The 22404-nt window shown below is 61.8% G+C and carries 16 protein-coding genes and 1 pseudogene; 13 read left to right on the top strand and 4 right to left on the bottom strand.

The genetic code is table 11. The features are described 5' to 3' along the window. The first annotated feature begins 1 nt into the window (after window position 1). Window positions 2-457, top strand: a complete 456-nt coding sequence (locus FPL11_RS10140; protein WP_200833584.1) for a metallophosphoesterase — start codon at window positions 2-4, stop codon at window positions 455-457. An 864-nt stretch (window positions 458-1321) separates the two neighbouring features. Further along, a complete protein-coding gene (locus FPL11_RS04460) occupies window positions 1322-4444 on the top strand; it encodes a type ISP restriction/modification enzyme (protein WP_144347596.1) in 3123 nt (1040 codons plus the stop codon). 123 nt (window positions 4445-4567) lie between these two features. On the opposite strand, the pseudogene FPL11_RS04455 reads toward FPL11_RS04460, so the two are convergent. Both FPL11_RS04455 and FPL11_RS04450 read right to left on the bottom strand, forming a co-directional pair. Continuing rightward, window positions 4568-5649 (bottom strand): annotated as a pseudogene (locus FPL11_RS04455) (IS3 family transposase); the annotation flags it as partial. A 100-nt stretch (window positions 5650-5749) separates the two neighbouring features. Further along, window positions 5750-6421: an IS3 family transposase gene (locus tag FPL11_RS04450; protein ID WP_159308461.1), complete on the bottom strand. Its 672-nt coding sequence runs from the start codon at window positions 6419-6421 to the stop codon at window positions 5750-5752. 181 nt (window positions 6422-6602) lie between these two features. Between FPL11_RS04450 and FPL11_RS04445 the strand changes: the two genes are divergently transcribed. From FPL11_RS04445 to rlmKL, 5 genes are all read left to right on the top strand, one after another. Continuing rightward, window positions 6603-6812 (top strand): hypothetical protein, encoded by a 210-nt coding sequence (locus FPL11_RS04445; protein WP_144347594.1) that lies wholly within the window; start codon window positions 6603-6605, stop codon window positions 6810-6812. A gap of 25 nt (window positions 6813-6837) precedes the next feature. After that, window positions 6838-7098: a hypothetical protein gene (locus FPL11_RS04440; RefSeq protein ID WP_144347593.1), complete on the top strand. Its 261-nt coding sequence runs from the start codon at window positions 6838-6840 to the stop codon at window positions 7096-7098. A gap of 190 nt (window positions 7099-7288) precedes the next feature. Further along, the gene (locus FPL11_RS04435; protein WP_144347592.1) at window positions 7289-7987 is read left to right on the top strand and encodes an NAD-dependent deacylase; all 699 of its coding nucleotides are present in this window, start codon (window positions 7289-7291) and stop codon (window positions 7985-7987) included. 61 nt (window positions 7988-8048) lie between these two features. Continuing rightward, complete coding sequence (locus FPL11_RS04430) at window positions 8049-8999, top strand: virulence RhuM family protein/type II toxin-antitoxin system death-on-curing family toxin (RefSeq protein WP_144347591.1); 951 nt, start codon at window positions 8049-8051, stop codon at window positions 8997-8999. Continuing rightward, window positions 8996-11098, top strand: coding sequence for a bifunctional 23S rRNA (guanine(2069)-N(7))-methyltransferase RlmK/23S rRNA (guanine(2445)-N(2))-methyltransferase RlmL (gene rlmKL / locus FPL11_RS04425; RefSeq protein ID WP_144347590.1), 2103 nt, complete (start codon window positions 8996-8998; stop codon window positions 11096-11098). The genes FPL11_RS04430 and rlmKL overlap by 4 nt, the downstream gene beginning before the upstream one ends. A gap of 114 nt (window positions 11099-11212) precedes the next feature. On the opposite strand, the gene FPL11_RS04420 is transcribed toward rlmKL, so the two are convergent. Together FPL11_RS04420 and FPL11_RS04415 are read right to left on the bottom strand one after the other, a co-directional pair. After that, complete coding sequence (locus FPL11_RS04420) at window positions 11213-11539, bottom strand: Nif11-like leader peptide family RiPP precursor (RefSeq protein WP_144347589.1); 327 nt, start codon at window positions 11537-11539, stop codon at window positions 11213-11215. 436 nt (window positions 11540-11975) lie between these two features. After that, the gene (locus FPL11_RS04415; RefSeq protein ID WP_144347588.1) at window positions 11976-12344 is read right to left on the bottom strand and encodes a Nif11-like leader peptide family natural product precursor; all 369 of its coding nucleotides are present in this window, start codon (window positions 12342-12344) and stop codon (window positions 11976-11978) included. A 382-nt stretch (window positions 12345-12726) separates the two neighbouring features. Here FPL11_RS04415 and FPL11_RS04410 point away from each other — a divergent pair, with 382 nt between their 5' ends. The 6 genes from FPL11_RS04410 to FPL11_RS04385 all read left to right on the top strand — a co-directional run bounded on the left by FPL11_RS04410 (window position 12727) and on the right by FPL11_RS04385 (window position 22363). After that, window positions 12727-13797, top strand: a complete 1071-nt coding sequence (locus FPL11_RS04410) for a helix-turn-helix domain-containing protein (protein ID WP_159308462.1) — start codon at window positions 12727-12729, stop codon at window positions 13795-13797. Window positions 13798-13875: 78 nt separating this feature from the next. Further along, window positions 13876-15102: an NHLP bacteriocin system secretion protein gene (locus FPL11_RS04405; protein WP_144347586.1), complete on the top strand. Its 1227-nt coding sequence runs from the start codon at window positions 13876-13878 to the stop codon at window positions 15100-15102. Continuing rightward, window positions 15102-17297 carry an NHLP family bacteriocin export ABC transporter peptidase/permease/ATPase subunit gene (locus FPL11_RS04400; RefSeq protein WP_144347585.1) on the top strand — a complete coding sequence of 732 codons (2196 nt, stop codon included), beginning with the start codon at window positions 15102-15104 and terminating at the stop codon, window positions 17295-17297. Before FPL11_RS04405 ends, FPL11_RS04400 begins: the two co-directional genes overlap by 1 nt. A 2-nt stretch (window positions 17298-17299) precedes the next feature. Continuing rightward, window positions 17300-19498 carry an NHLP bacteriocin export ABC transporter permease/ATPase subunit gene (locus FPL11_RS04395; protein ID WP_144347584.1) on the top strand — a complete coding sequence of 733 codons (2199 nt, stop codon included), beginning with the start codon at window positions 17300-17302 and terminating at the stop codon, window positions 19496-19498. Then, complete coding sequence (locus tag FPL11_RS04390; protein ID WP_144347583.1) at window positions 19499-20662, top strand: ABC transporter substrate-binding protein; 1164 nt, start codon at window positions 19499-19501, stop codon at window positions 20660-20662. Between the two features lie 126 nt (window positions 20663-20788). Next, a complete protein-coding gene (locus tag FPL11_RS04385) occupies window positions 20789-22363 on the top strand; it encodes an alpha/beta fold hydrolase (RefSeq protein ID WP_144347582.1) in 1575 nt (524 codons plus the stop codon). Window positions 22364-22404: the final 41 nt, after the last annotated feature.

Raw genomic sequence — 22404 nt, 5'->3', positions numbered from 1 at the left:
CATGTACGACATCATTGGCGACATTCATGGACATGCCAGTCGCCTTGAACAGTTGCTCGAGCGCATGGGCTACGAGCGGGACGCTGACGGATGGCGGCATCCGGATCGCCAGGCTATCTTCGTTGGCGACCTCATCGACCGCGGCCCGGAGCAGATCGAGACGTACCGCCTGGTGCGCTCGATGATCGACCGTGGCACCGCACTTGCCGTAATGGGCAATCACGAATTCAACGCCGTCGCCTTTAAGACGCCGCACCCGGAGCAACCCGGCGAGCGCCTTCGACCGCACACCGAAAAGAACCGCAACCAGCACGCGGCCTTCCTTGAACAGGTTGGCGAAGACAGCGCCCTGCATGACGAGATTGTCGCCTGGTTAAAACGCTGCCGCTCTACCTCGACCTCAAGGGGCTGCGGGGCGTGCAAGCCTGCTGGCACGACGAGGCGCTCGAGACTCTGAGGCCGCTTCTCGATCAGCAGCAGTGTTTGCGGGAAGCCGCTTGGCAGGGCGCTGCGCGCAAAGGAACTGATGCGTATGCCGCCGCTGAAACCGTGCTAAAGGGCCTTGAGATACCGCTCCCGGCGGGCGAGACCTTCTTCGATAAGGACGGCTATGAGGGCCATCATATCCGCACGCGCTGGTGGGGAACGGGCGCTGGGACCTATCGGTCCGTCGCCATACTGGATGACGCTACTCGGGAAACTCTCTCAGATCAGCCAGTCCTCCCCGAAATTTTGCCGGGGTACGTTGACGAAAAGCCCGTATTCGTCGGCCACTATTGGCTCCGGGGGACGCCTGAGCCCATGAGTGATCGAGTAGCCTGCCTTGACTATACCGTCACAGAACCGGCGCCAGAGGGGAAACTGACGGCCTATCGCAGGGAGGGAGAGGCAAGTATTAATGCCGATGGTTTTGTGGGGGTCTGACGCCAAGATAACTTAGGTAGCGGATGCAAGTTGCTGATGGACACATTTTTATTGCCGCTTTAGTGGCCATGCTGATGCAATGGCCGGCGTATGTCATGTTGGCGAGGGCTTTCATAGCCCACAGGCCTAATTCGGCCCAAGTGCCTGCTCGGTGCAGCGCCGTATTCTGGTGTATGTCCAAGGGAGCCTTCATTGGGTTACTAAGTCCACAAACTCAGCGCCCCCAAAAGCTCCTCCGACGAAACTCTACTGAGAGATTACAACTAGCGCTTGCTGGCTTGGACGGGACACATGATTCTGGTGGGCGCCTTGACCAGTTAACCTCGCGCCCTCCAGAGATTTTCGCAGACTGATTGCACCGGTTACGGTCATCCAGAAAAATCCAAGGAACTATCGCATGTCGTTGATCTCGGAATTCCTTTCTAAGGTACAGTCTATTTATGCCACCGGCAACGCGACCGAACCTTCCTATCGCTCTGCCTTTGAATCTCTGTTTGCGGCGCTGGGCGATGACATAAATGCTCTGAACGAACCCCAACGTGTGAAATGCGGTGCGCCTGATTTCATGGTGACTCGAGGCGATATCGTGATCGGTCATATCGAGGCGAAAGACCTGCACGTCGGCCTGCGCGACATGAAAGACGCCAATAAGAAGCAGCAAGAGCGGTACAGGGCCGCCCTATCCAACCTGATCTACTCCAACGCGCTGGATTGGGACTTCTACCGTAACGGCGAACTGGTTGCATCCGTCACCATTGCCGATTTCGTCACGGGCATTGAGCCCAACCCCGACCAATTTGAAACTCTTGAAAACCTTCTGAAAAATTTCATCGCGCAACGCCCCCAAACCATCACGTCGCCCAAAGAACTCGCCGAACGGATGGCAGGCAAGGCCACCCTGATCAAAGACGTTTTGAGTAACACCCTGCGCGAAGATGAAAATCTGCAATCAGAGTTGGCAGCCCAATACCACGCCTTCAAGGAAAACCTAATCCACGATATTACGCCTGAGGATTTCGCGGATATTTATGCCGAAACTATCGCTTATGGCATGTTCGCCGCGCGCCTGCACGATGCCTCGTTGGACACCTTCAGCCGCCAAGAGGCGCTTGACCTCTTACCAAAATCCAACCCTTTCCTGCGCAGCTTGTTTGCCTATGTGGCTGGCTATGACCTTGACGACCGCATCGCGTGGATCATCGACGATCTAGCCCGCGTCTTCCGCGCCTGCGACGTCGCAAAACTCATGGAAGGCTTCGGCAAGCTGACTGGCCATAATGATCCCTTCCTGCACTTCTACGAGACCTTCCTCGCCGCATATAGCTCGTCCAAACGGAAGGCGCGCGGTGTGTGGTATACCCCACAACCCGTGGTCAATTTCATCGTGCGCGCCGTCGATGATGTGCTGCAAACCGAATTCGGCCTGCCTGATGGCTTGGCCGATACATCCAAGGTAACAATTGACTGGGACGTCGGTCAGACTGACAAGAAAGGCAAAGCAGTCACGATTAAAAAAGATGTGCACCGCGTGCAGATCCTTGATCCGGCCACCGGCACCGGCACCTTTCTCGCCGAGGTGATTAAACAAATTGCGCCGACAGTCCAAGACGTCGCCCCCGGGATGTGGTCCCAATTTATCGAAGATGACCTTATTCCGCGCCTGCATGGGTTCGAGTTGCTAATGGCCTCATACGCCATGTGCCACATGAAGCTGGATATGATCCTGAACGAACTGGGCTATAACCCAAAAAAAGCGCCACCGCGCCTCTCGGTCTACCTGACCAATTCGCTGGAAGAGGCCGAACCAGCCAATCAAAGTCTACCTTTTACCCAATGGCTGAGCCGAGAGGCCAAGGGGGCGAATACCATAAAGCACGATCTGCCCATCATGTGCGTGATCGGGAACCCCCCGTATTCGGGTATATCGCAGAATATGGGAAGTTGGATCACAGGGCTAATCGATGACTACAAGTACGTCGATGGGAAACACTTTGGCGAGCGTAAACACTGGCTACACGACGACTATGTGAAGTTCATCCGGCTCTCTGAGCGCCTGATGGAGGAGAACGGCGAGGGCGTTCTTGGTTTAATCACCAATCACGGCTATCTCGACAACCCGACGTTTCGCGGGATGCGCTGGCATCTCCTAAACACTTTCGACCGAATTCATATACTCAACCTCCACGGGAACACAAATCGGAAAGAGATTGGGCCTGATGGAGAAGTCGACAAGAACGTTTTCGACATCCAGCAAGGCGTGGCAATCATTATTGCCGTAAAGACAGCCACCAAAAAGCAAGGTTTAGCAGAGGTTTGCTACGGCGACCTTTGGGGGACAAGGGAATACAAATACAAAGCCCTGGGTTCAGAAGGTTTTGGTGACCTCATCACACAGAAGATCGCAAGTCCTGCCCCGCAATATCCTTTTGTCCCGCGTGATATTTCACCGATTAAAGCCTATTGGGAAGGTTTCGATTTGACTGACTTTATGCCCGAAAACACAACAGGTATAGTGACAATGGGAGATGGCTTTGCGATTGCAGAGACAGCCTTGCAGTTGAATAAAAAATTAACGGATTTTATAAGCACGGATCACACGGAATCAAGTCTCAAAGAAAAGTATTCATTGGGGAAGAATTATGCAAAATGGATACTTGGGAACAAGTCAAACTTATCTACTGCCGATTTGAAACCGATACCGATTACATACAGGCCTTTCGATGTTAAGATGACGTACTTTGATAATCGCATTCTCTGGAGGTGGCGCAAGAGGGTTATGCGTAACCTTGTCGCTGCAGATAATTTTGCGCTTATCTTTTCGCGACAGACGGTAAGGTCAGATGCGCCCCCTGTGAATGTTCTGGTATCAAAGCATATCTTTGATAATCGTGGTGTCTATAGCAACAAAGGCATTTCCCAAGCTGCGCCTCTCTACCTCTTCCCAGACGGACAAGATTTCGATCAAACCCGCCGGGTTAACTTTGATCCCAAGCTATACGAGAGGCTACAAGAGCTGGCCAAACATCCCGAACACGGAACGCCAGACGAGGTTCAAGTATTCGACTATATTTACGGCGTCCTGCACTCCCCCGCGTATCGCGACACTTACGCCGAATTTCTGAAAATCGACTTTCCCCGAATCCCGTGGCCTACCACCCCCGATGAATTTTGGGAAGTTTCGTGCAAGGGCACCGAGTTGCGAAAGCTGCACTTGATGGATCCCGTCACCATCGGGCGAACGCCTTATCCCTTTACGACTGTGGACGGGACCCGTGGCGGCAACATTGTCGAAAGGCCCGAGTTCAAATATGGGAAGATTTGGATCAACGAAACGCAATATTTCTCGGATGTGCCCGAGGTGTCATGGGTTTTCTACATGGGAGGATACCAACCCGCTCAAAAATGGCTTAAAGACCGGAAGGGCCGAACGCTGTCCTTTGACGACATTAAACACTACCAACGCATTTTGAAAATTTTGTCAGAAACCGACCGCATCATGAATGAGAATATGGTGGATTAGTTCGCTCTTGGTCTTTGGATGGTTCCACGACTCAAGGGGTCGGTGTGATAAAAATTTCATACAGCCAATTCGTATGCTCCCCCGCCAAGCGGACAGTTTGAAAGTAGACACTTCGCCGGTTGTCTGCCGCCGGAAGTCCGCCGGCGGTACTCGTCCGAGCGAGTCATGGGGTCGCTCCTCGCTGTAGCTGATCATCCATGCAGCGCTCATCTCCCGGAGCTGGCTCAGGCTGGTGAACAGGTACGGGTCCAATAACTCATCGCGGAAGGAGCGGTTGAACCGCTCGATGTAGGCATTCTGGTATGGCTTGCCGGGCTGGATATAGGCAAGCTCAATGCCGTTGTCCTCGCACCAGTCGGTGAACGCCTGCGCGTGCATCGCAGGGCGGTTGTCGATGCGGATGCGGGCCGGCAGCCCTTTAACGGAGCCAACCTGCTTGAGCTCGCGCACCACCCGTGCTGCTGGCAACGATGTGTCGGGGATAACGCCGAGCGCCTCCCGTGTGCCCTCGTCGATGATGTTGAGACACCGGAACCGGCGGCCGCAGTGCAGCGCATCACTCACGAAGTTGAACGACCAGGTGTGGTTCATCTGCGCCGGCACCTCCAGCGGCTGGCGTTCGCGATCCGGCAGGCGCTTTTTGGTCCGCCGCTTCTGATTGAGCCCCATGGCCCGATATACGCGCCAGACACGCTTGTGGTTCCAGTGATGGCCCCGGTTGCGGAGCGTGCCGAAGCACTTCCAGAACCCCCAGCGTCGGTGGTCTTCGATAATGTGGTTGAGTGCGTCAATTATCGGGGCATCGGCCTGCGCCTGCTTCTCTGCTGTCTCTCCGCGATACCAGGCACTGCGCGCAAGATCGACAAGCCCACAGGCACGGGATATGGACAGCGACCAGAACTGCGTCAGGTACTCGGCCGCCCAACGGCGGTCGGATGGCCTTAGTGTTTTCCCAGAAGATCCCTCATGCCCTGATGCTCCAGGGCCATGTCGGCATACATCTTCTTCAACCGGTTGTTCTCGGCCTCCAGCTCCTTCAGGCGCTTCAGGTCGGAGGCCTCGAGCCCGCCATACTCCGACTTCCACTGATAGAAGCAGGCCGTACTAATGCCATGCTCCCGGCAAAGGTCCTTCACCTTACGACCGTTCTCGGCCTCCTTGAGGATCGAGACGATCTGGCTCTCGCTGAAACGGGACTTCCCCATTGCCACTTCTCCTATCGCTTACGCTCAAGGATGGCAGAAGTGTCTACTTATGACCTGTTCCCTACGGTGTCTGTCAACAAAGTTGTCGCCTCAAAGCGTTTCAGGCCACCCTGGCCAAGCTTGAGTCCCGGCGCTCCTTCTCCGGGTTGAGATGGACCGCGCCGACGGGGCGCCAGTCTCGGGTTTCCCGGCTCCAGCGGCGCGAATTCCGGGCCTTCGCCTCGGCGTAGACCTGCTGGCGTCGGGCAAGGATAGCCGCATCCTCGCCGTTGTGCCGCTCCACCGGCGTGATGTACTGGATGCCGCTGTGCCGGTGCTCGCGGTTGTACCATTGCACGAAGCGCTGGACCCATTTCCGGGCGGCTTCCAGGCTTCCGAAGCCGTTGGCCGGATAGGCTGGCATGGCCTTGCAGGTGGCGAAGATGGACTCCGAGAACGGGTTGTCATTGGACACCCGCGGCCGGCTGTATGAGGGCTCGATGTTCAAGGCCGTCAGTCGGGCTCTAAGGGTCGCCCCCTTGAACGGGCTGCCGTTGTCGGAGTGCAGCACCAGCGGCTGGTTGAAGCACTGCTCCTTGAGCAGGGCCTGCTCCAGGACCTGGGCGGCCAGTGCCGATGACTCCCGGGCTTCGACCTCCCAGCCCACTACCTTGCGGCTGTAGAGATCGATGATGAGGGTCAGGTAGAAGAACAACCCGACCACGGGACCCGGCAGCCATGTCGTGTCCCACGACCAGACCTGATTCGGGCCATCGGCCCGGAAGCCGGTCATCCATCCACTGCACAGGATGGCCATTGGTGTGACCCGCACCCCGCTCACGCAGCCGCCGTGCCGGTTCCACGGCAATCACTTCCCAGCCCCGTTTGGCGAGTGCGAGCGCGTCCCGGCCCGCCCCCGCGCCAACATCCAGCGCGGCGCCAGCGGTATCGGGAAGACAAGGCATTAGCTCGGCATGGACCGTCTCGAAATCGAGAGCGGTGTAGCGCTCGAAAAGCGCGTCGGCGTTGTCCGAATAATACTCCGCCATGATTACTTCACTGATTCCGGTCCGGTGTCCACAGGATGTATCGTTCAAGGCGTACCGACCAAATCAGCCGCCGGATCGCAGGACGAAGCCTTTGATCTGCGGGTGCTGGCCGAGTACGTGGCGACAGTCGGTTAGACGTTTAAGAACACCCGGAGCCCCCATGAATCTGCGCCAGAAATCCCGCACCACCTCCGCGATCCTGACATTCGTGTTCGGGCCTCTGGGCGTTTTTTACTCCAGCGCGGCAGGGGCCATCGTGTTGATTCTGGTGGCGCTTGCTAGCGCGGGCACGCTCATTGGCCCCGTGCTGTGCTGGATCGCGGCGATCATCTGGGGCGATCACACCGTCCGCCGGCACAACGAATCCGTCTACCGGCTGCTGAATCGACCGTCAGATGACGATGGGGATCGGCGTGACTGATGACGCGACGACCATCAATCGCCCAGCAGCATGGGCAGATAGGCCACAACGGCGCGCGCAATGCGCTCGAAAGGGGGCCTCGGCGTTGTCCGAGTAGTAATCCGCCACAGATGCATTCCTGATTTCGAAGTGCGTAGCGTGTCGCTTTCAACGCTTATACTGAATCCACATCCAGTAGTAGCCAGCCACCATGCCTGAATCCATCGTCATTCTCACCGGTGCCGGGGTGTCCGCCGAAAGCGGCTTGGGAACCTTTCGCGATGCCGGAGGAATCTGGGACCAGTACGAGCTCGAAGACGTCGCAACGCCGGAGGGGTTCGCTCGCAATCCGGCGCTTGTCCACGACTTCTACAATACCCGCCGGGAGAACGCCGCGCTTGCCCGACCCAATGCCGCCCATGAGGCGCTGGCCCGACTCGAGCGCCTTCTGCCCGGCCGGGTCACGCTGATCACCCAGAACATCGACGGTCTGCATGAGCGCGCGGGCAGCCGTCGGCTCTACGCCATGCATGGCCGGGTTGACCGGGCCGTCTGCGCTGCCTGCGCGCACTGCTGGCCATCGCCGCCACAGCTATCAACCCAGACGGCATGTCCGGCATGCGGGCAGAGCACCTGTCGCCCCGATGTGGTCTGGTTTGGCGAGATGCCCTATCACCTCGACGAAATCGAGCAGGCCCTGCGACGCGCCACGCAGCTGGTGGTCATCGGGACCTCGGGGACGGTATATCCTGCCGCTGGATTCGTGGAGGTGGCCGGCCAACTGGGCGCGTACACGGTGGAGATCAATTTGGGCCGCAGCGAGGCGAGCGATGCCTTCGACCGTGTCATCGAGGGTCCGGCCAGCGAGGTGGTGCCCGCTTGGGTGGACGAGGTCCTCGAGTCATGGTGAAGGCTCCTCATCTTTACGTCTCACCTGGTCCGAAAACCGGGGTCCACTTCAGGGTTCCACGATGAGCGATCTGATCATTTTCGAAGACGATGCCCAGCAGGTAGAAGTGCGGCTGGAAGGGGAGACCGTTTGGCTCAGCCAGTCGCAGATGGCGGCTCTGTTAGACACCTCGACGGACAACATCGGGCTGCACTTGAAGAATATCTACAAAGACGGGGAATTGCATGAACGCGCAACTACCGAGGATTTCTCGGTGGTTCGTCAGGAAGGCGCCCGGCAGGTCAAGCGCCGCCTCAAACACTACAACCTAGACGCTATTATCTCGGTGGGCTATCGGGTCAGCTCCATGCGCGCTACCCGCTTCCGCCAATGGGCTACCCACGTCCTTCGCGAGCATCTCACTCAGGGCTACAGCCTCAATCAGCATCGGTTGGGGCAACGCGGCCTGACCGAACTGGAGCAGGCCGTCCATCTGCTGGGCGAAACATTGGTGCGCCAGGAGCGGGTGAGCGACATCGGGCGCGATGTGATCGGTCTGGTGCTCGGGTATGCCCGTACCTGGCGCTTGCTGCTCGATTACGACGAAGACCAGCTCGGTGAACTGGCCGGAGGTCAGCCGGCACGCGGCGTGCTGAACCTGGACGAAGCACGTGGGGCGCTCGATGCGCTGGCGAACGAGTTGAAAAGCCGTGGCGAGGCCGACGAACTATTCGCTCGTGACCGGGGCGAGGGACTGGCCGCGATCCTCGGTAGCATCGAGCAGACCATGTTCGGCGAGCCGCTATACAAGACGCGCGAAGAACGCGCCGCCCATCTATTGTATTTCGTGATCAAAAATCACCCCTTTACCGATGGCAACAAGCGCTCGGGCGCCTTCCTGTTTCTCCTTTACCTGCGCCAGGAAGGTATGCCGTTGACCCTGAATGACAATGGCCTCACGGCACTGACCCTGCTTGCTGCGGCTGGTCATGCACCTGCTTGCCCCGGCGCAACCGAGCCACACGCCCAATGACTGAATTTTTCGCCACCGCTCCGCGCGGATTCGAAGAGCTGCTGGCCGCTGAGTTGCGCGACCTCGGCCTGGGCAGCGCGCGGGTGCAGCGCGGCGGAGTCGCCTTCACCGAATCGCTGGCGGGTGCCTACCGGGCGTGTTTGTGGTCCCGGCTCGCCAACCGCATCCTCCTGCCCATCGCCCACTTTGAGGCCCAGGACGAACAGGCCCTGTATACCGGGGTGCAGGGCATCGACTGGTCGCCGCATCTGGGGGTGGAGAACACGCTGGCGGTGGACTTCACCGGGGTGCGGGCGCGCATCGCCCATAGCCGATTCGCTCAGCAGCGCGTTAAGGATGCCGTGGTCGATCAGCTGCGTGACGCCAATGGCGGGCGGCCGTCCGTGGACACCGATCAGCCCGATGTGCGGGTGAACGTTCACATGATGGAAGCGGCGGTGACGGTGGCGATTGATCTGTCGGGCGAGAGCCTGCACCAGCGCGGCTATCGGCGCGAGGGCAGAAGGGCGCCGTTAAAAGAGAACGTGGCCGCGGCCATGCTGTTGCGCGGCGACTGGCCCGCACTGGCCGCCCAAGGCGGGGCGTTGATTGACCCCATGTGTGGCTCGGGCACGCTGTTGATCGAGGCGGCGTGGATGGCGACCGACACTGCGCCGGGTCTATTGCGCACACGGTTTGGTTTTCATCACTGGCGTGGCCACGATGATGCCCTGTGGAAACCCCTGATCGACGAAGCGCTGGAGCGCCAGGAGCGCGGGGCTGAAAATCCACCGACCATCCTGGGGTTTGATCAGGATGAGGAGGCGGTCGCCACCACCCGCGATCACCTGCGTCGAGCGGGTCTGGCTGATTGGGTGCCTGTGGAGTGCGCGGAGGTGGGCCAGCTGCAACGCCCGGCCGATCGGCCGCGCGGTCTGGTCATCACCAACCCACCCTATGGCCAGCGCCTGGCCGAGCAACATGAGTTGGTGCCGTTGTACCTGAGCCTGGGCCAGACCCTGAAGACGCGGTTTGCGGGCTGGCGGGCGATGGTGCTCAATGGCTCGGGCTGTGCGCTCGGCTTGAAACCCGAGCGCAGTTGGCAGGTGTTCAATGGGCCCATTGAATGCCGCCTCGAGCGCTTCGAGCTGCAAGCCGGAGGCGGGGACGCGACACCCGCGCAGGACCTGGTCAACCGCCTGCATAAAAACCAGCGGCAATTGAAGAAATGGCTGGCGCGTGAGGATGTGTATGCCTATCGGGTCTATGACGCCGACATCCCCGGGTACGCCCTGGCCGTGGATGTGTACAACAGCGAGGACGGCCGGTGGCTGCATGTCCAGGAGTATGCCGCCCCCGCCACCGTTGATGCCGGCAAGGCGCAGGCCCGCTTGCGCGCCGCTCTGAGTGCGTTGCCCGGCGCACTCGACACCGACCCTTCAAAACTGGTCTACAAGGTCCGCCAGCGCCAGCGTGGCGAGCAGCAGTATCAGCGCCTGGCGGAACAGGGCCAGTATCTGGAGGTGCAGGAAGGGCCCTGCCGATTGCTGGTCAACCTCACCGATCGTCTCGATACGGGCCTGTTTCTGGATCACCGGCCGGTGCGGCAGTGGATTGGTGAGAACGCCCGGGGTAAGCATTTCCTGAACCTGTATGCCTACACGGGTGCCGCCACCGTGCATGCGGGCCTGGGGGGAGCGGCCAGCACCACCAGCGTGGATCTATCAAAAACCTACCTCGCCTGGTTGCAGCGCAATCTGCATCGCAATCAGCTCAACAACCCCGTACATGCCCTGATTCAAGAGGATGTGATGGCGTGGCTGAAGGGCTGTGATCGGCGGTACGACCTGATCTTCTTGGACCCACCGAGTTTTTCCAGCTCAAAGCGCATGGCCGGCAGTCTGGACATCCAGCGCGATCATGTGGCGCTGATCCAGGCGGCGGCCGCGTGTTTGAGTGAGGACGGGTTACTGATCTTTTCCACCAACCGCAAAGGCTTCAGGCTCGACCCGGTGCTGCATGAGCAGTTCAGCATCGAAGACCGCACGGCGTGGTCTATCCCGAAAGACTTTCAGCGCCGCACCTGGGTACATGGATGTTGGTTTATTCGGTATGTCTGATCAAACGACGCATTCCGGCGCCAACGTCGCAGAGGCCATTCGGGGCGCATTGGGCTGATCCAGTGACGCACCGCGGCGACGGTGGCGAATGCGCCGGATGCCCTGGGCCCGTGATTACTTCCAGTATTGCTTCTGAAACGGATTGCTGAAGAAGTCTTTCACGTCACTGGAGGTGATTTTGGCATTGAGGAAACCGATGTCATAACCGCCGCTTACCGTATCGAGGGCATCATCCGGTAGCTCGTCGGACTGGGCTATGGCCTCCGCTATCGCGACCATATCGTCTGCGGTAATGGGGTGTCCGGCCTCATTGGCGGTGGCGAGAATGGCGTCGGCAATCCCATCCCGAGGGGCGGCTTCGACGGCTCGAGCCATCTTCGTCTGTAAGGCCGTGTCTTCGGCCAGCTGGTTCAGGAAGGCCTGTGCAGTCTCAGTCTTCATGGCTATTCCTCTTCGGTCATTTGCCAACCCCAACGTACCGACCTGGGAATAGCACACCTCACTGGCGGTCCAGCCTGTTTTGCCGGATATCTATTCGCGGCCGCCGATATCAGCACCAGGTCAGCCGCCTGGCAGCGCATGCGCCGGGACGGGACCAAACGGCATGGCCGACTGTGGACTCAGAACAGCGAACGGTTGAATATGCAGTCGGGCGGCATAAGCCTGAAACAGGCGCGATGCGTCCGGTGTTCAGGCGTGAGGGCTGCCGAGCAGTCCGGCATCACGCCGTTGGCGCGTCTGGTCGGTTCATCCCTCGCTGCGGTGGATCCCAAGTACATGGGCATCGGCGCGGCGCCGTCTGGATGAAGCGTGACTGTATCGCGGGTTGCATCGGCCAGCCAGGTTGCCCCGAAGCCGGGGTCAACGCCCGACGCCGCTACCACCAGAACGCTTTGTTGAACGGGTTGAGGGCGTTTTTCGGATTATCTGTCACCGCCCCTTGCCTGACCTGATTGCCGATATAGGAGATGGCGCCAAGCACGCCGCCATTCACGGCGTCCAGCTCATCGTCCGAGAGCTCCTCGGGCTGCAGGATGCCATTTTCATCAGTCACCTCGGCCAGCGCATCCTGCAGCCAGACCAGATCGTCGAGGTCGACCTCGAAACCGGCATCGCTGGCAAAGGCAATCACGGTCTCGCCGGTCTGACCCTCATCGCCGGATTCCAGCGCTGCCGAGAGCCGGGTCCGCAGGGTCTGGTCATCAGTCAGTTGGTTCAGGAAACGCTCTATTGCCTGTCTGGACATGTGGAATCTCTCCTTTGAATAGTCTCCACATCAGGGTGGGGTGTGTGATGCGTCGGCATTTGACCGTCTGTCCTGATGTCTTTGCGTAAACGCGCTCGCAGCCACCGGTTGCCCTGCGATACGGTCGCGGCGGTTTTTCGGATCCCCGATCCTTCAACCTGGAAGGCGGCTCATGCCCGTTTTCGTCCTTCTCGCCGGTGGGTGGCAAGATCCTCATGTTTGCCTGGGCAACGCTGATCTGGGCCGGCTGGAAAGCCAATCAGGGCGGCTGAGGCGGGCGGCAGTACCATGTATTTGCAATCGAGTCTCACCTGGTGACAGGCTCTGCTGAAAGGTTTCGTCGGTAATGCGGGCATTGGTCTGCCGACGAAGGGGGAGGGGCATGCAGGATTATCGGCCAGGCCGAGGCGAAGCGGCCGTTCAGGCGCCACCGCACGCGGTGTTCGAACTCGACGAGGTGCCCACGCGGGAGCGCTACGAGGTATGGCAGGACAGTATTTCCTGTATTTTTGAGGTGGATACGGCGAGGAATCGGCGCGAGGAGGGCTTCTTCGCGCGCGTTGATGCCCACATGCTCGGTCCGCTCATGCTGGCCCGATCGGCCACCACCGAGCATGACTGGCAACGCAATGAGGCCGTGATGGCCCGCGACGGCATGGATCATTACATGATCCAGCTCTTCGAGCGCGGGCAAATGAGCTGGGAGGTCGGCGCCGGGCGTCGCGAGCTACCCCGGGACGGTCTGGTGGTCTTCGATCTCACGCGTCCCGCGGTGTCCCGGACCACCGATTTCTGCAACCTATCGCTCATCATCCCGCGGGATTTGCTCGAGCCTCAGCTCAGACAACCCGATAGTCAGCACATGCGCATGCTCGCGCCGGCCCACCCCACGGTGCGGATGCTGCATGACCACATGCGCATGCTCAAGCGGTTTGCCGACTGCCTCACCCTGCAGCAGGCCAGCGAACTACTGCCCGTCACACTGGGCATGGTGAGTACCTGTCTCAACCACTCCATCACCGCGGAGTCGCCGTTTGAGCATAACGCCATCGCGAGGGTGCGGCTCGCGGCGATCCGGCGTTTCATCGAGGCGAATCTGGCCAATCCGCGCCTCTCCGCCGACTGGATCGCCGCGGAGGTGGGCATGTCGCGCTCCAAGCTCTACCAGCTCTTCGAGCGGTTGGGCGGTGTGGGGGCCTATATCCGGGAGCGACGGCTGCGGCAGGCCATGCTGGCCCTGGTCAGCCCCGAGGAGGCCCATCGCACGCTCCTCGATATCGCATTGGCCAGTGGTTACACGAGCGATGCGGCGTTCAGCCGGGCCTTCCGCCGTCGCTACGGTGTATGCCCGAGCACGGTGCGCCGCGAGGGGCTGGCCGCCACCGAGCCGGTTGCCGATCCGGGTTGTGTCGACCGTCGTTACGAGCACTGGCTCCACCACCTCTCGGCCTGAGTACACCCGCAAACGTCCCGCAAAGTAAGCCGAATGGGCGATCAAACGCGCACCACGCGCCCGGGATAGCGTTGGTCCATGCCCCAGTCAACGATGTTTCGCAAAAAGGCGCTGGATCAGTTGTCCTCGCCCGAGCAGCTGGATGCATTGATGGTGGTGACCTCGCGGCGCGGCTGGCTGGCCCTGGCCGGGCTCATGCTGCTGATCGTCGGCCTAGTCGTCTGGGGCGTCATCGGCGTGGTGCCGACCCGCGTCGACGCCCAGGGCGTTTTCATCCGCACCGGTGGCGTCCAGCCCGTCACCGTGACCACCGCGGGACGCGTTAGTGATCTGTCCGTTGGAGTGGGTGATCAAATACACCAGGGGCAGATCGTTGCGCGTCTGAGCCAGCCAGCGCTCCTCGCCCAAATGCGCGCCAAGCAGACCCGGGTGGATTCGCTGACCAGACAGCAAGAGCAGCTGCGTCGTCACCACGAACAGCAGAGGGCCTTGCAGTCCGCTTTCATCGATCAGCGTCGCGCCAATCTCGAGGAACTCCTCGCAATCAATCAGGAGCGCTACCAGATCGAGACACAGCTCGAGGAAAAAGGGCTGATTCCGCGGCGTGACCGGATTGAAACCGAGCGCGAAATTGCCGATACGCGCGCTGACCTCAAAGCGCTGGCGCTGGAGGATGCGCAGCGCGAGCAGGACCGGGTCAATCGACTCGAGACGGCCCGACTCGCGCTTGATCAGGCCCGCTCGGAACTCGAGAGGCTGGTCTCACGCTACCGCAACTCGGTGCAGGTCCTGTCTCCCCACACTGGCCGGGTAGTGGAGGTCAAGCACAATACCGGTGCGGCGGTCAGTGCCGGCGCTGAGCTTCTGAGCATGGAGCGCACCGGGCGGGACATCAAACGCCTCGAGGTGGCGATGTTCATCCCGGCGTCGGATGGCAAACAGCTTGAGCCGGGCATGACGGCGCTGATCTCGCCGGCGGCTATCCGACGTGAGGAGCATGGCTACCTGGTGGGGCGAATTACGCGCGTCTCCGACTATCCCGTCACCTTCAACGGCCTGATGCGCCTGCTGGACAATGAATCGCTGGTTCGTGGCTTGATGGCCGAAGGTTCGGTGTTTGAGGCGCAGGTGGACCTGATTCCGGATGCCGCCACGCCCAGTGGATTTCGCTGGACCTCCGGCAAGGGACCTGACGAGGTCATCCGCAGCGGAGGGATGGCCACCGTGCGCGTGACCGTAGCCGAGCGCCGGCCGATTACGTTGGTCATCCCGGCCCTCCGCCGCTGGCTGGGATTATCCGCGTAATGGCGACGTCGGCAACGCGCAAGGCCTCGAACTGGCGGGTACGAACACCCACCATCCTGCAGATGGAGGCGGTGGAGTGTGGCGCGGCAGCACTGGCCATTCTCCTGGGCTATTACGGCCGCTTTGTCCCCCTCGAGCGTCTGCGCATCCTCTGCGGGGTTTCGCGTGACGGCAGCAAGGCAAGCAACGTCGTGCGGGCGGCCCGCGGCTTCGGCATGGAGGCACGGGGGCGGCGCTGGCAACCCGAGGCCGTTCGTGCTCATGGCCGGCCCTGCATCGTTTTCTGGCAGTTCAACCACTTCGTGGTGGTGGAGGGATTCCGCGGGGAGCGCGTCTATCTGAACGACCCGGCGACGGGGCCACGGGTCGTGACGATCGACGAGTTCGATGCCGGGTTCACCGGCGTGGCGCTGGAAATGGCCCCGGGCGAGGGCTTTGAGCGGGGCGGCCGTGTCCGCGGTATTCGCGAAGCGGTACGCGAGCGCCTGCCGGGCAGCTGGGGGAGTGTTGCCTTCCTTGTGCTGGTCGGTCTGGCGCTGGTGATCCCGGGTCTGTTGGTGCCGGTGTTCAGCAAGGTCTTCGTCGACCATGTCCTGGTGGGCGGGCTCGAGGCGTGGGTGGCCCCACTCATCGCACTCATGGCGGCAACCCTGGTGGTGATGGCCATGCTGTACTGGTTGCAGCTCCAGGCACTGTTGCGATTGCGCAGCAAACTATCGATCAGTAACTCCGCACGATTTCTCTGGCATGTCCTGCACTTGCCGCTGGGTTTTCACAATCAGCGTTCGGCCGGTGAGATCGCCAACCGCATCACCCTCAATGACAGCGTTGCCGACGCGCTGGCGAATGATCTCGCGAGGAGCCTGCTCGCGATTATGACGGTGGTCTTCTACACCGGTCTGATGGTGTTTTTCGATCCGGTGCTGACGGTCGTGGCCATGCTGATCGCCGCGCTGAACCTGGTGACCCTGCGCGCCGTCGCGCGTCGGCGCAAGGATGGTAACCAGCGGCTTCTCATGGATGAGGGCAGGCTGATCGGGACATCGATGAGCGGGCTGCAGGCTATCGAATCGCTGAAAGCGACCGGATCCGAAGGGGATTTCTTCGCCCGCTGGGCCGGACAGCACGCGCGGGTGCTCAATGCCCGGCAGGCGCTGGGGGCGGCGAACGGGGTGCTGCTCTCGGCACCGCCTTTTCTCATGGCGCTGAATGCGGCGCTGATCCTATCCCTCGGCGGGCTTCGGGTGATGGAAGGCGCATTGACCATTGGTGGCCTGGTGGCTTTCCAGGCGCTTTCAACGGCGTTCATTCAACCGGTGAACGACCTGGTGGACAGCGCCGGGCGCATCCAGAAGATGAGCGGCGATATGCGCCGACTGGATGACGTGTTCGACTATCCGTGCTCACCGGGGCGGGACGATGATGGCGACGCGGCGTCGACGCGCTCGCAGCCGAGCGAGGATTGGCCCATACGCCTCGCGGGTCATCTCGAGCTGTGTGATGTCACTTTTGGCTATAGCCTGCATGAAGCGCCGTTGCTCGAGGGTTTCAATCTCTCGCTCGAGCCGGGTCGACGGGTGGCGCTCGTCGGTCATTCGGGATGTGGCAAGTCGACGATTGCGCGGCTGGTGATGGGGCTTTATTCGCCATGGTCCGGCCAGATTCTACTCGATGGCCGACCCCGGAACGCCTGGCCGCGGGCGGTACTGGCCAATTCGCTCGCCATGGTGGATCAGGATGTCGCCGTGTTCGATGGCAGTATCCGTGACAACCTGACCCTCTGGGATGACACGCTGCCGGAGGCGCAGATGGTCAGTGCCTCGCATGATGCCCTGATTCACGAGGTCGTAGCGGCGCGGCCTCACGGTTATGAGAGCCCGCTGCGAGAGGGTGGAAGTAATTTCAGTGGCGGACAGTTGCAGCGTCTGGAGATTGCCCGGGCGCTGGTCAATGATCCGACGATCCTGGTGCTGGATGAGGCCACCAGCGCTCTCGACCCGCTAACCGAGGCGGATGTTGAGCGCAACCTCCGCCGTCGCGGCTGCGCGGCCCTTGTGGTGGCCCATCGCCTGAGCACCATTCGTGACTGCGACGAAATCATCGTGCTCGAGGCCGGCCGTGTGGTGGAGCGTGGCACCCATGAGGGGCTGCTGGCCCGGAAAGGTGCCTACGCTGAACTCGTGGGGACAATGTAGTGGTGCTTGATGAGCGCGATCGGCTGGCTTGGCGGATGGCGCGTGAGCGTGCCGGGATGGCACAGGGGATGCGGGAGCTCGCCGAGCTCGTGCGACCGCTGCCGGCGGCCGGTCATGCCAGCGAGGATCCGCTCCGTGCCGCACTCGAGGTGATCGCATCAGTGCTCGGCTTCGAGCTCCGGGAGCCGCCAGCACGCAGCGCCCGCCAGGCCGACGGTGATGACTTAACGGCCAGGCTGCGAGCCATGATGCTCGCCTCCGGCTGCCGCGCGCGTCGGGTGCAGCTCATCGGGTGCTGGCATGCCGGCGGGGGAGCGCCACTATTGGGCTTTCTGGGTGAGGCGGCAGAACCCGTCGCCCTGGTGCCTGGCCAGGGCGTTGGTCCGACGTGGCGGATTCATGTCGCGGGCGAACCGCCGAGACGGCTCACGGCGCGGGATGTCGAGGCACTCCACGGCACCGCCTTCCAGGTTTATCGGCCTTTGCGTGGACGCCTTTCCGGCATGTTCGCGGTCCTCGGGTTCGCCCTGGAGGGCCGGCGGGTAGACCTCGGTGTGATCGGTGGGCTTGCGCTTACGATCGGCTTGCTCGGGCTGGTTATTCCGGTCGCCACGGGCTATCTCATCGATTCCGTCATCCCCGGCGCGGGCCGCCGCGAACTGCTGCAGCTCGGCATGGGTCTGATCGGGATTGCCGTCGCTTCGGCGCTGTTCCAGTTAACCCAGCGCTTTGCGCAGTTGCGCCTCGAGGGGCAGGCCGATGGACAGTTGCAGTCGGCGGTCTGGGATCGGCTGCTGAGATTGCCAGCGACGTTCTTCCGTGACTACACGGCAGGGGACCTGGCAAGCCGGGCGAATGGGATCTCGCAGATCCGCGAGACACTGTCCGGCACGACACTGAGTAGCCTACTCGCCTCGCTCCTCGCGCTCCTCAGCCTCGCGGTCATGATCGTCTACAGCCCTTCGCTGGCAATGGTCGGGCTTGGGCTTGTCATCGTTCTGGTCGGCGTCAGCGCCATGCTCACCTCGGCGGCACTGCGTCACGAGCGCGCGCTGGCGCGTGCCGCCGGTCGCATTGATGGCTTGCTGCTGCAACTGCTGGGCGGCTTGGGCAAGTTGCAGGCGGCGAATGCCGAGCGCCGTGCCTTCATGCGCTGGGTGAAGGCCTTCAGTTACCAGCAGCGCCATGTCATCGCGGCCGGTCGCATCCACAACGTCACCGGCACAATCAAGGCCGTCTACCCGATCCTTGGCAGCGTGATGCTATTTGCCAGCGTCGCCTTCCTGCTCGGGCCGGAGGCCATCAGTACCGGTGCGTTCCTGGCATTCAATGCCGCGTTCGGAATCTTCCTCGGCGGCATGCTGGGCCTGAGCGAGACGCTGGTCGGTATCCTCAACGTCGTGCCGCTCTACGAGCGGGCCCGGCCCATTCTGGAGGCAGAGCCCGAGTTCCATACCAGCAAGGCCGATCCGGGCGGGTTGAAAGGGGCGCTCGAGGTCAGTGATCTGCGGTTTCGCTACGATCCCGATGGGCCGTCGGTCCTCGATGGCGTGTCATTTTGCGCGCGCCCCGGCGAGTTCATTGCCGTGGTGGGGGAATCGGGGTCGGGCAAATCCACGTTGTTACGCCTTCTGCTGGGCTTTGAGCGGCCCGCAAGCGGCGGAGTCTACTACGACGGGCAGGATCTGGCCGGGCTTGACGTGAGCGCGGTGCGGCGGCGACTCGGTGTCGTTTTGCAGCAGCAACGCGTGATGGCCGGCGATATCTTCAGCAATATCGTCGGGAACACGGGCTGTACGCGCGCCGATGCCGAGGCGGCCGCCCGACATACGGGGCTGGAGGAGGACATCGCGCGATGGCCCATGGGGCTGCATACGCTGCTGGATGATGGCGGCCATACGCTCTCGGGCGGACAGCGCCAGCGCTTGCTGATCGCTCGGGCCATTGTCGACCGACCACGGGTCGTGATCCTCGACGAGGCCACGAGTGCCCTCGACAATGCCAGCCAGGCCCGGGTGAGCGAGAGCCTGGAGCAGATGAACTCGACGCGTATCGTCATCGCACACCGCTTGAGCACCGTTAAAAACGCCGACCGGATCCTCGTGCTCGACGGCGGGCGGCTGGTCGAGGCGGGGGATTACGAGTCACTGATTAAAAACCACGGGCTATTCGCTCGCATGGCCGAGCGGCAGGTGAGCTGAATGCCGGACGTGAGATTCTCCTGGCAGGGCCGGGGAGCGGCGTTTCTGCTCGTGCTGGCGGGCCTCCTGACAGCCTGTCTGGAGCAGGAGCCCGCCCGGGAGCGCACCCGGCATCTGGCCGTGGCTGAGCAGATAACGCTTGGACTTGCCTGGCCACTCGATCATCCCAAACGAACGCTGGTGGAGGGCGCGGAGCTGGCCGTCGGCGAGATCAACGCCGATGGTGGTGTGCTCGGGCGGCCGCTTACCCTGCAACTGCGCGACGACGAGCGCTCGGTGGATGAAGCGATGCGGATTGCCGAGTCTTTCGCTGCCGATCCGAGGCTCTCCGCGGTGATTGCGCATCTTGACTCGAGCCTCGCCCTTGCTGCTGCGCCCGCCTACGAGCAGGCGGAGCTGCCCATGCTGACGCCCGGCGCGACGGATGTGCATCTGACCGAGCGCGGGTACCAGTGGGTATTCCGCACCATGGTGAACAACGCGCACAGCGGCCGGCAGCTGGCGGATCGGCTGGTTTCGCAGGGCCATGAGCGGGTGGTTGTCTACTACCTGAACAATCCCTTCGGTCGGGATCTGGCCCGACAGTTCGAGTCGCGGGCGGCCGAGCGCGGTCTCGAGGTTGTTGACCGGCGCGGGTATGACGGCGTCGGCAGCAATCACGCGAGGCGCTTTCGCGACTGGCGGGATTTCTTAGCGTTTGACGCCATAGTTATCGCTGGGTCGCTGCCCGAGGGGGCGGCGATCATTCGGCAGATCCGTGCGCTGGGTGTCGATGTACCCATCCATGGGGGTATCGGGCTAGACTCCCCGGCGCTGGTGCGCTTGGGCGGTGACGCCGTTGGCGGCGTTCAGGTGACCACGGTGTTTCACCCGGACATGCCGGGCGAGCGGGTCGCTGAATTCGTGGCCGCCTACGAGGAGAAAACGGGGCAACGTCCCGACGCCGCGGCGGCGCAGGGGTATGACGCGGTCTATCTGCTGGCGGCGGCGATGGAGCGAGCGGAGTCGGTTCAGCCGGCGGCTATTGCCAAGGCGCTGCGGGCGCCGATGGGCTATTCGGGCGTCAGTGGTCTCTACCGCTTCGACCCGCATGGTGAACTGATTGATAAACCGGTGATTTTCCAGCAGGTTGCCGAGGGCTCACTGCAGTACCTGACGCACTAGTGTGGAGGGTCGGCCAAGGCGCCGGCTGCTGGACGAACGGCAAAGGATTCGCGTCAACAGGACAAGCCGCGGTCCCCGCTGGCTGCAAATGTATCGGTTACCCGCACGCTGAATACGGATCTTTCCATGCCCAGAGGGAATCCCGGCCCGCTGCTCGCGGGGCTGTGCGCGGCGCTGCCGGCAATGGCGCTGGCGGCGACGCCGGCTCTGCCCCCCGTTCCCGATGTTGCACTCGAGGTGGTCGAGTGTCCTTTTACACCGCCGCTGGGTGAGACACCGACCTGCCTGATGGCCGAGCTGCCGATGGATCACGGCGACGTGCAAGCCGATGGCAGCCTGCCGCCGCAAGCTCGGACCATCGGCGTCCATCTCACGCTACTCTCCAACCTCTCGTCCAGCCCCGATCCTGATCCCGTCGTCTTTTTGAGTGGCGGCCCCGGACAGGCTGGCTCGGACGCCATCGCGGGCTTTGGTGGCGCCGTCGAGTTGCGGCGCAACCGCGGCGTGATCCTCGTTGATCAGCGCGGCACGGGATTGTCCGAGCCGGCGCTGCACTGCCCAGAGGTATCGCCGCCCGAGCTCGACCGGAATCCCTTCAACGACGGGGCGGATGTTGATTCAGCCGCCGAGTCTGATCGCGAACGCGATCCCGACCAGGCGCTGGTGGAGCGCTTTACCGCCTGCCATGACCAATGGGTGAATGAGGACGTCGACCTCGCGCAGTTCGACACGCGGGCCGCGGCGTTGGACCTGCGGGCGATTCGCCAGGCGCTGGGCCTTCGGCACTGGAACGTCCAGGGCACATCCTATGGTGGACGCCTGGCACTCGACCTTATGCGAGTTGACCCGGCCGGGATCCGGGCCGTGGTCCTCAACTCACCGCTCACGCTGCAGTCGCAGGCAACGGCCGAGTTCATCGCCGAGCGTCCCCGGCGCTTCGAAGGGCTTTTTGCGGCCTGCGCGGCGGATGCATCCTGCGTCGAGCGATATGGCGATCTTGAGCGCAAGTTCAAAGCCATCGCGGAGCATTTTCAGGACAAGCCGGTGGTGTTGCAGTTCGAGGATCCAGCCTCCGGGGAGCCGGTTCGAGAAACCGTTGTGTGGGCCGATGTCGTTGAAGCGCTTTCCGGACATCTGGCTTTCAGCGAGTCGGCGACGCGGGTCCCGCGCTTCATTGTCGAGCTCTACGAAGTGGCGGAAGGTCGGCTCTCCCTCAATGACCGCGAGGTCTCAGCGATCTTTTCGGCGGCACTCAACGACGTCATTGCCGGGCTGACTCTGGGTCAGCACTTGTCGGTCAAGTGTCGGGAAGACTTTCCGGTGGACGATGCGGCGGCGCTTGAGTCCGTCGTTGAATCCAACCCGCTTTACTATCCGGCCGGCGATGATCTTCAGGTCTACCGGACGACCTGCCCGATCTGGGAGGTCGGGCAGGCGCCAGCCGCCTTCTCGGAGCCGATCCAGCCGGAACATCCGGTCCTGGTGCTGAGCGGCGATGCCGATGGCCTTATCCCGCATGCGGTGGCCCGACGCCTGGCAGAACGCCTGCCGAACGCGCAGTTCGTCAGTTTCCATGGCATGGGCCACGACGTCCATCTGAATCTGCTGTGCGGCCGGAGTGTGGTCGCGAACTTCCTGGATGCGCCGAACGAACCCATCGATCGCAGCTGTGTTTCTGATGTTGGACCGAGGTTTGAGTGAGGTCACCGGTCGTCCAGTTCGAGATGCGCGAGGTGCACCTG

This window comes from Spiribacter aquaticus (assembly GCF_007625215.1).
In the GTDB taxonomy this organism is placed as follows: Bacteria; Pseudomonadota; Gammaproteobacteria; order Nitrococcales; family Nitrococcaceae; genus Spiribacter; species Spiribacter roseus.
This window is presented reverse-complemented; position numbering and strand designations above follow the sequence as displayed.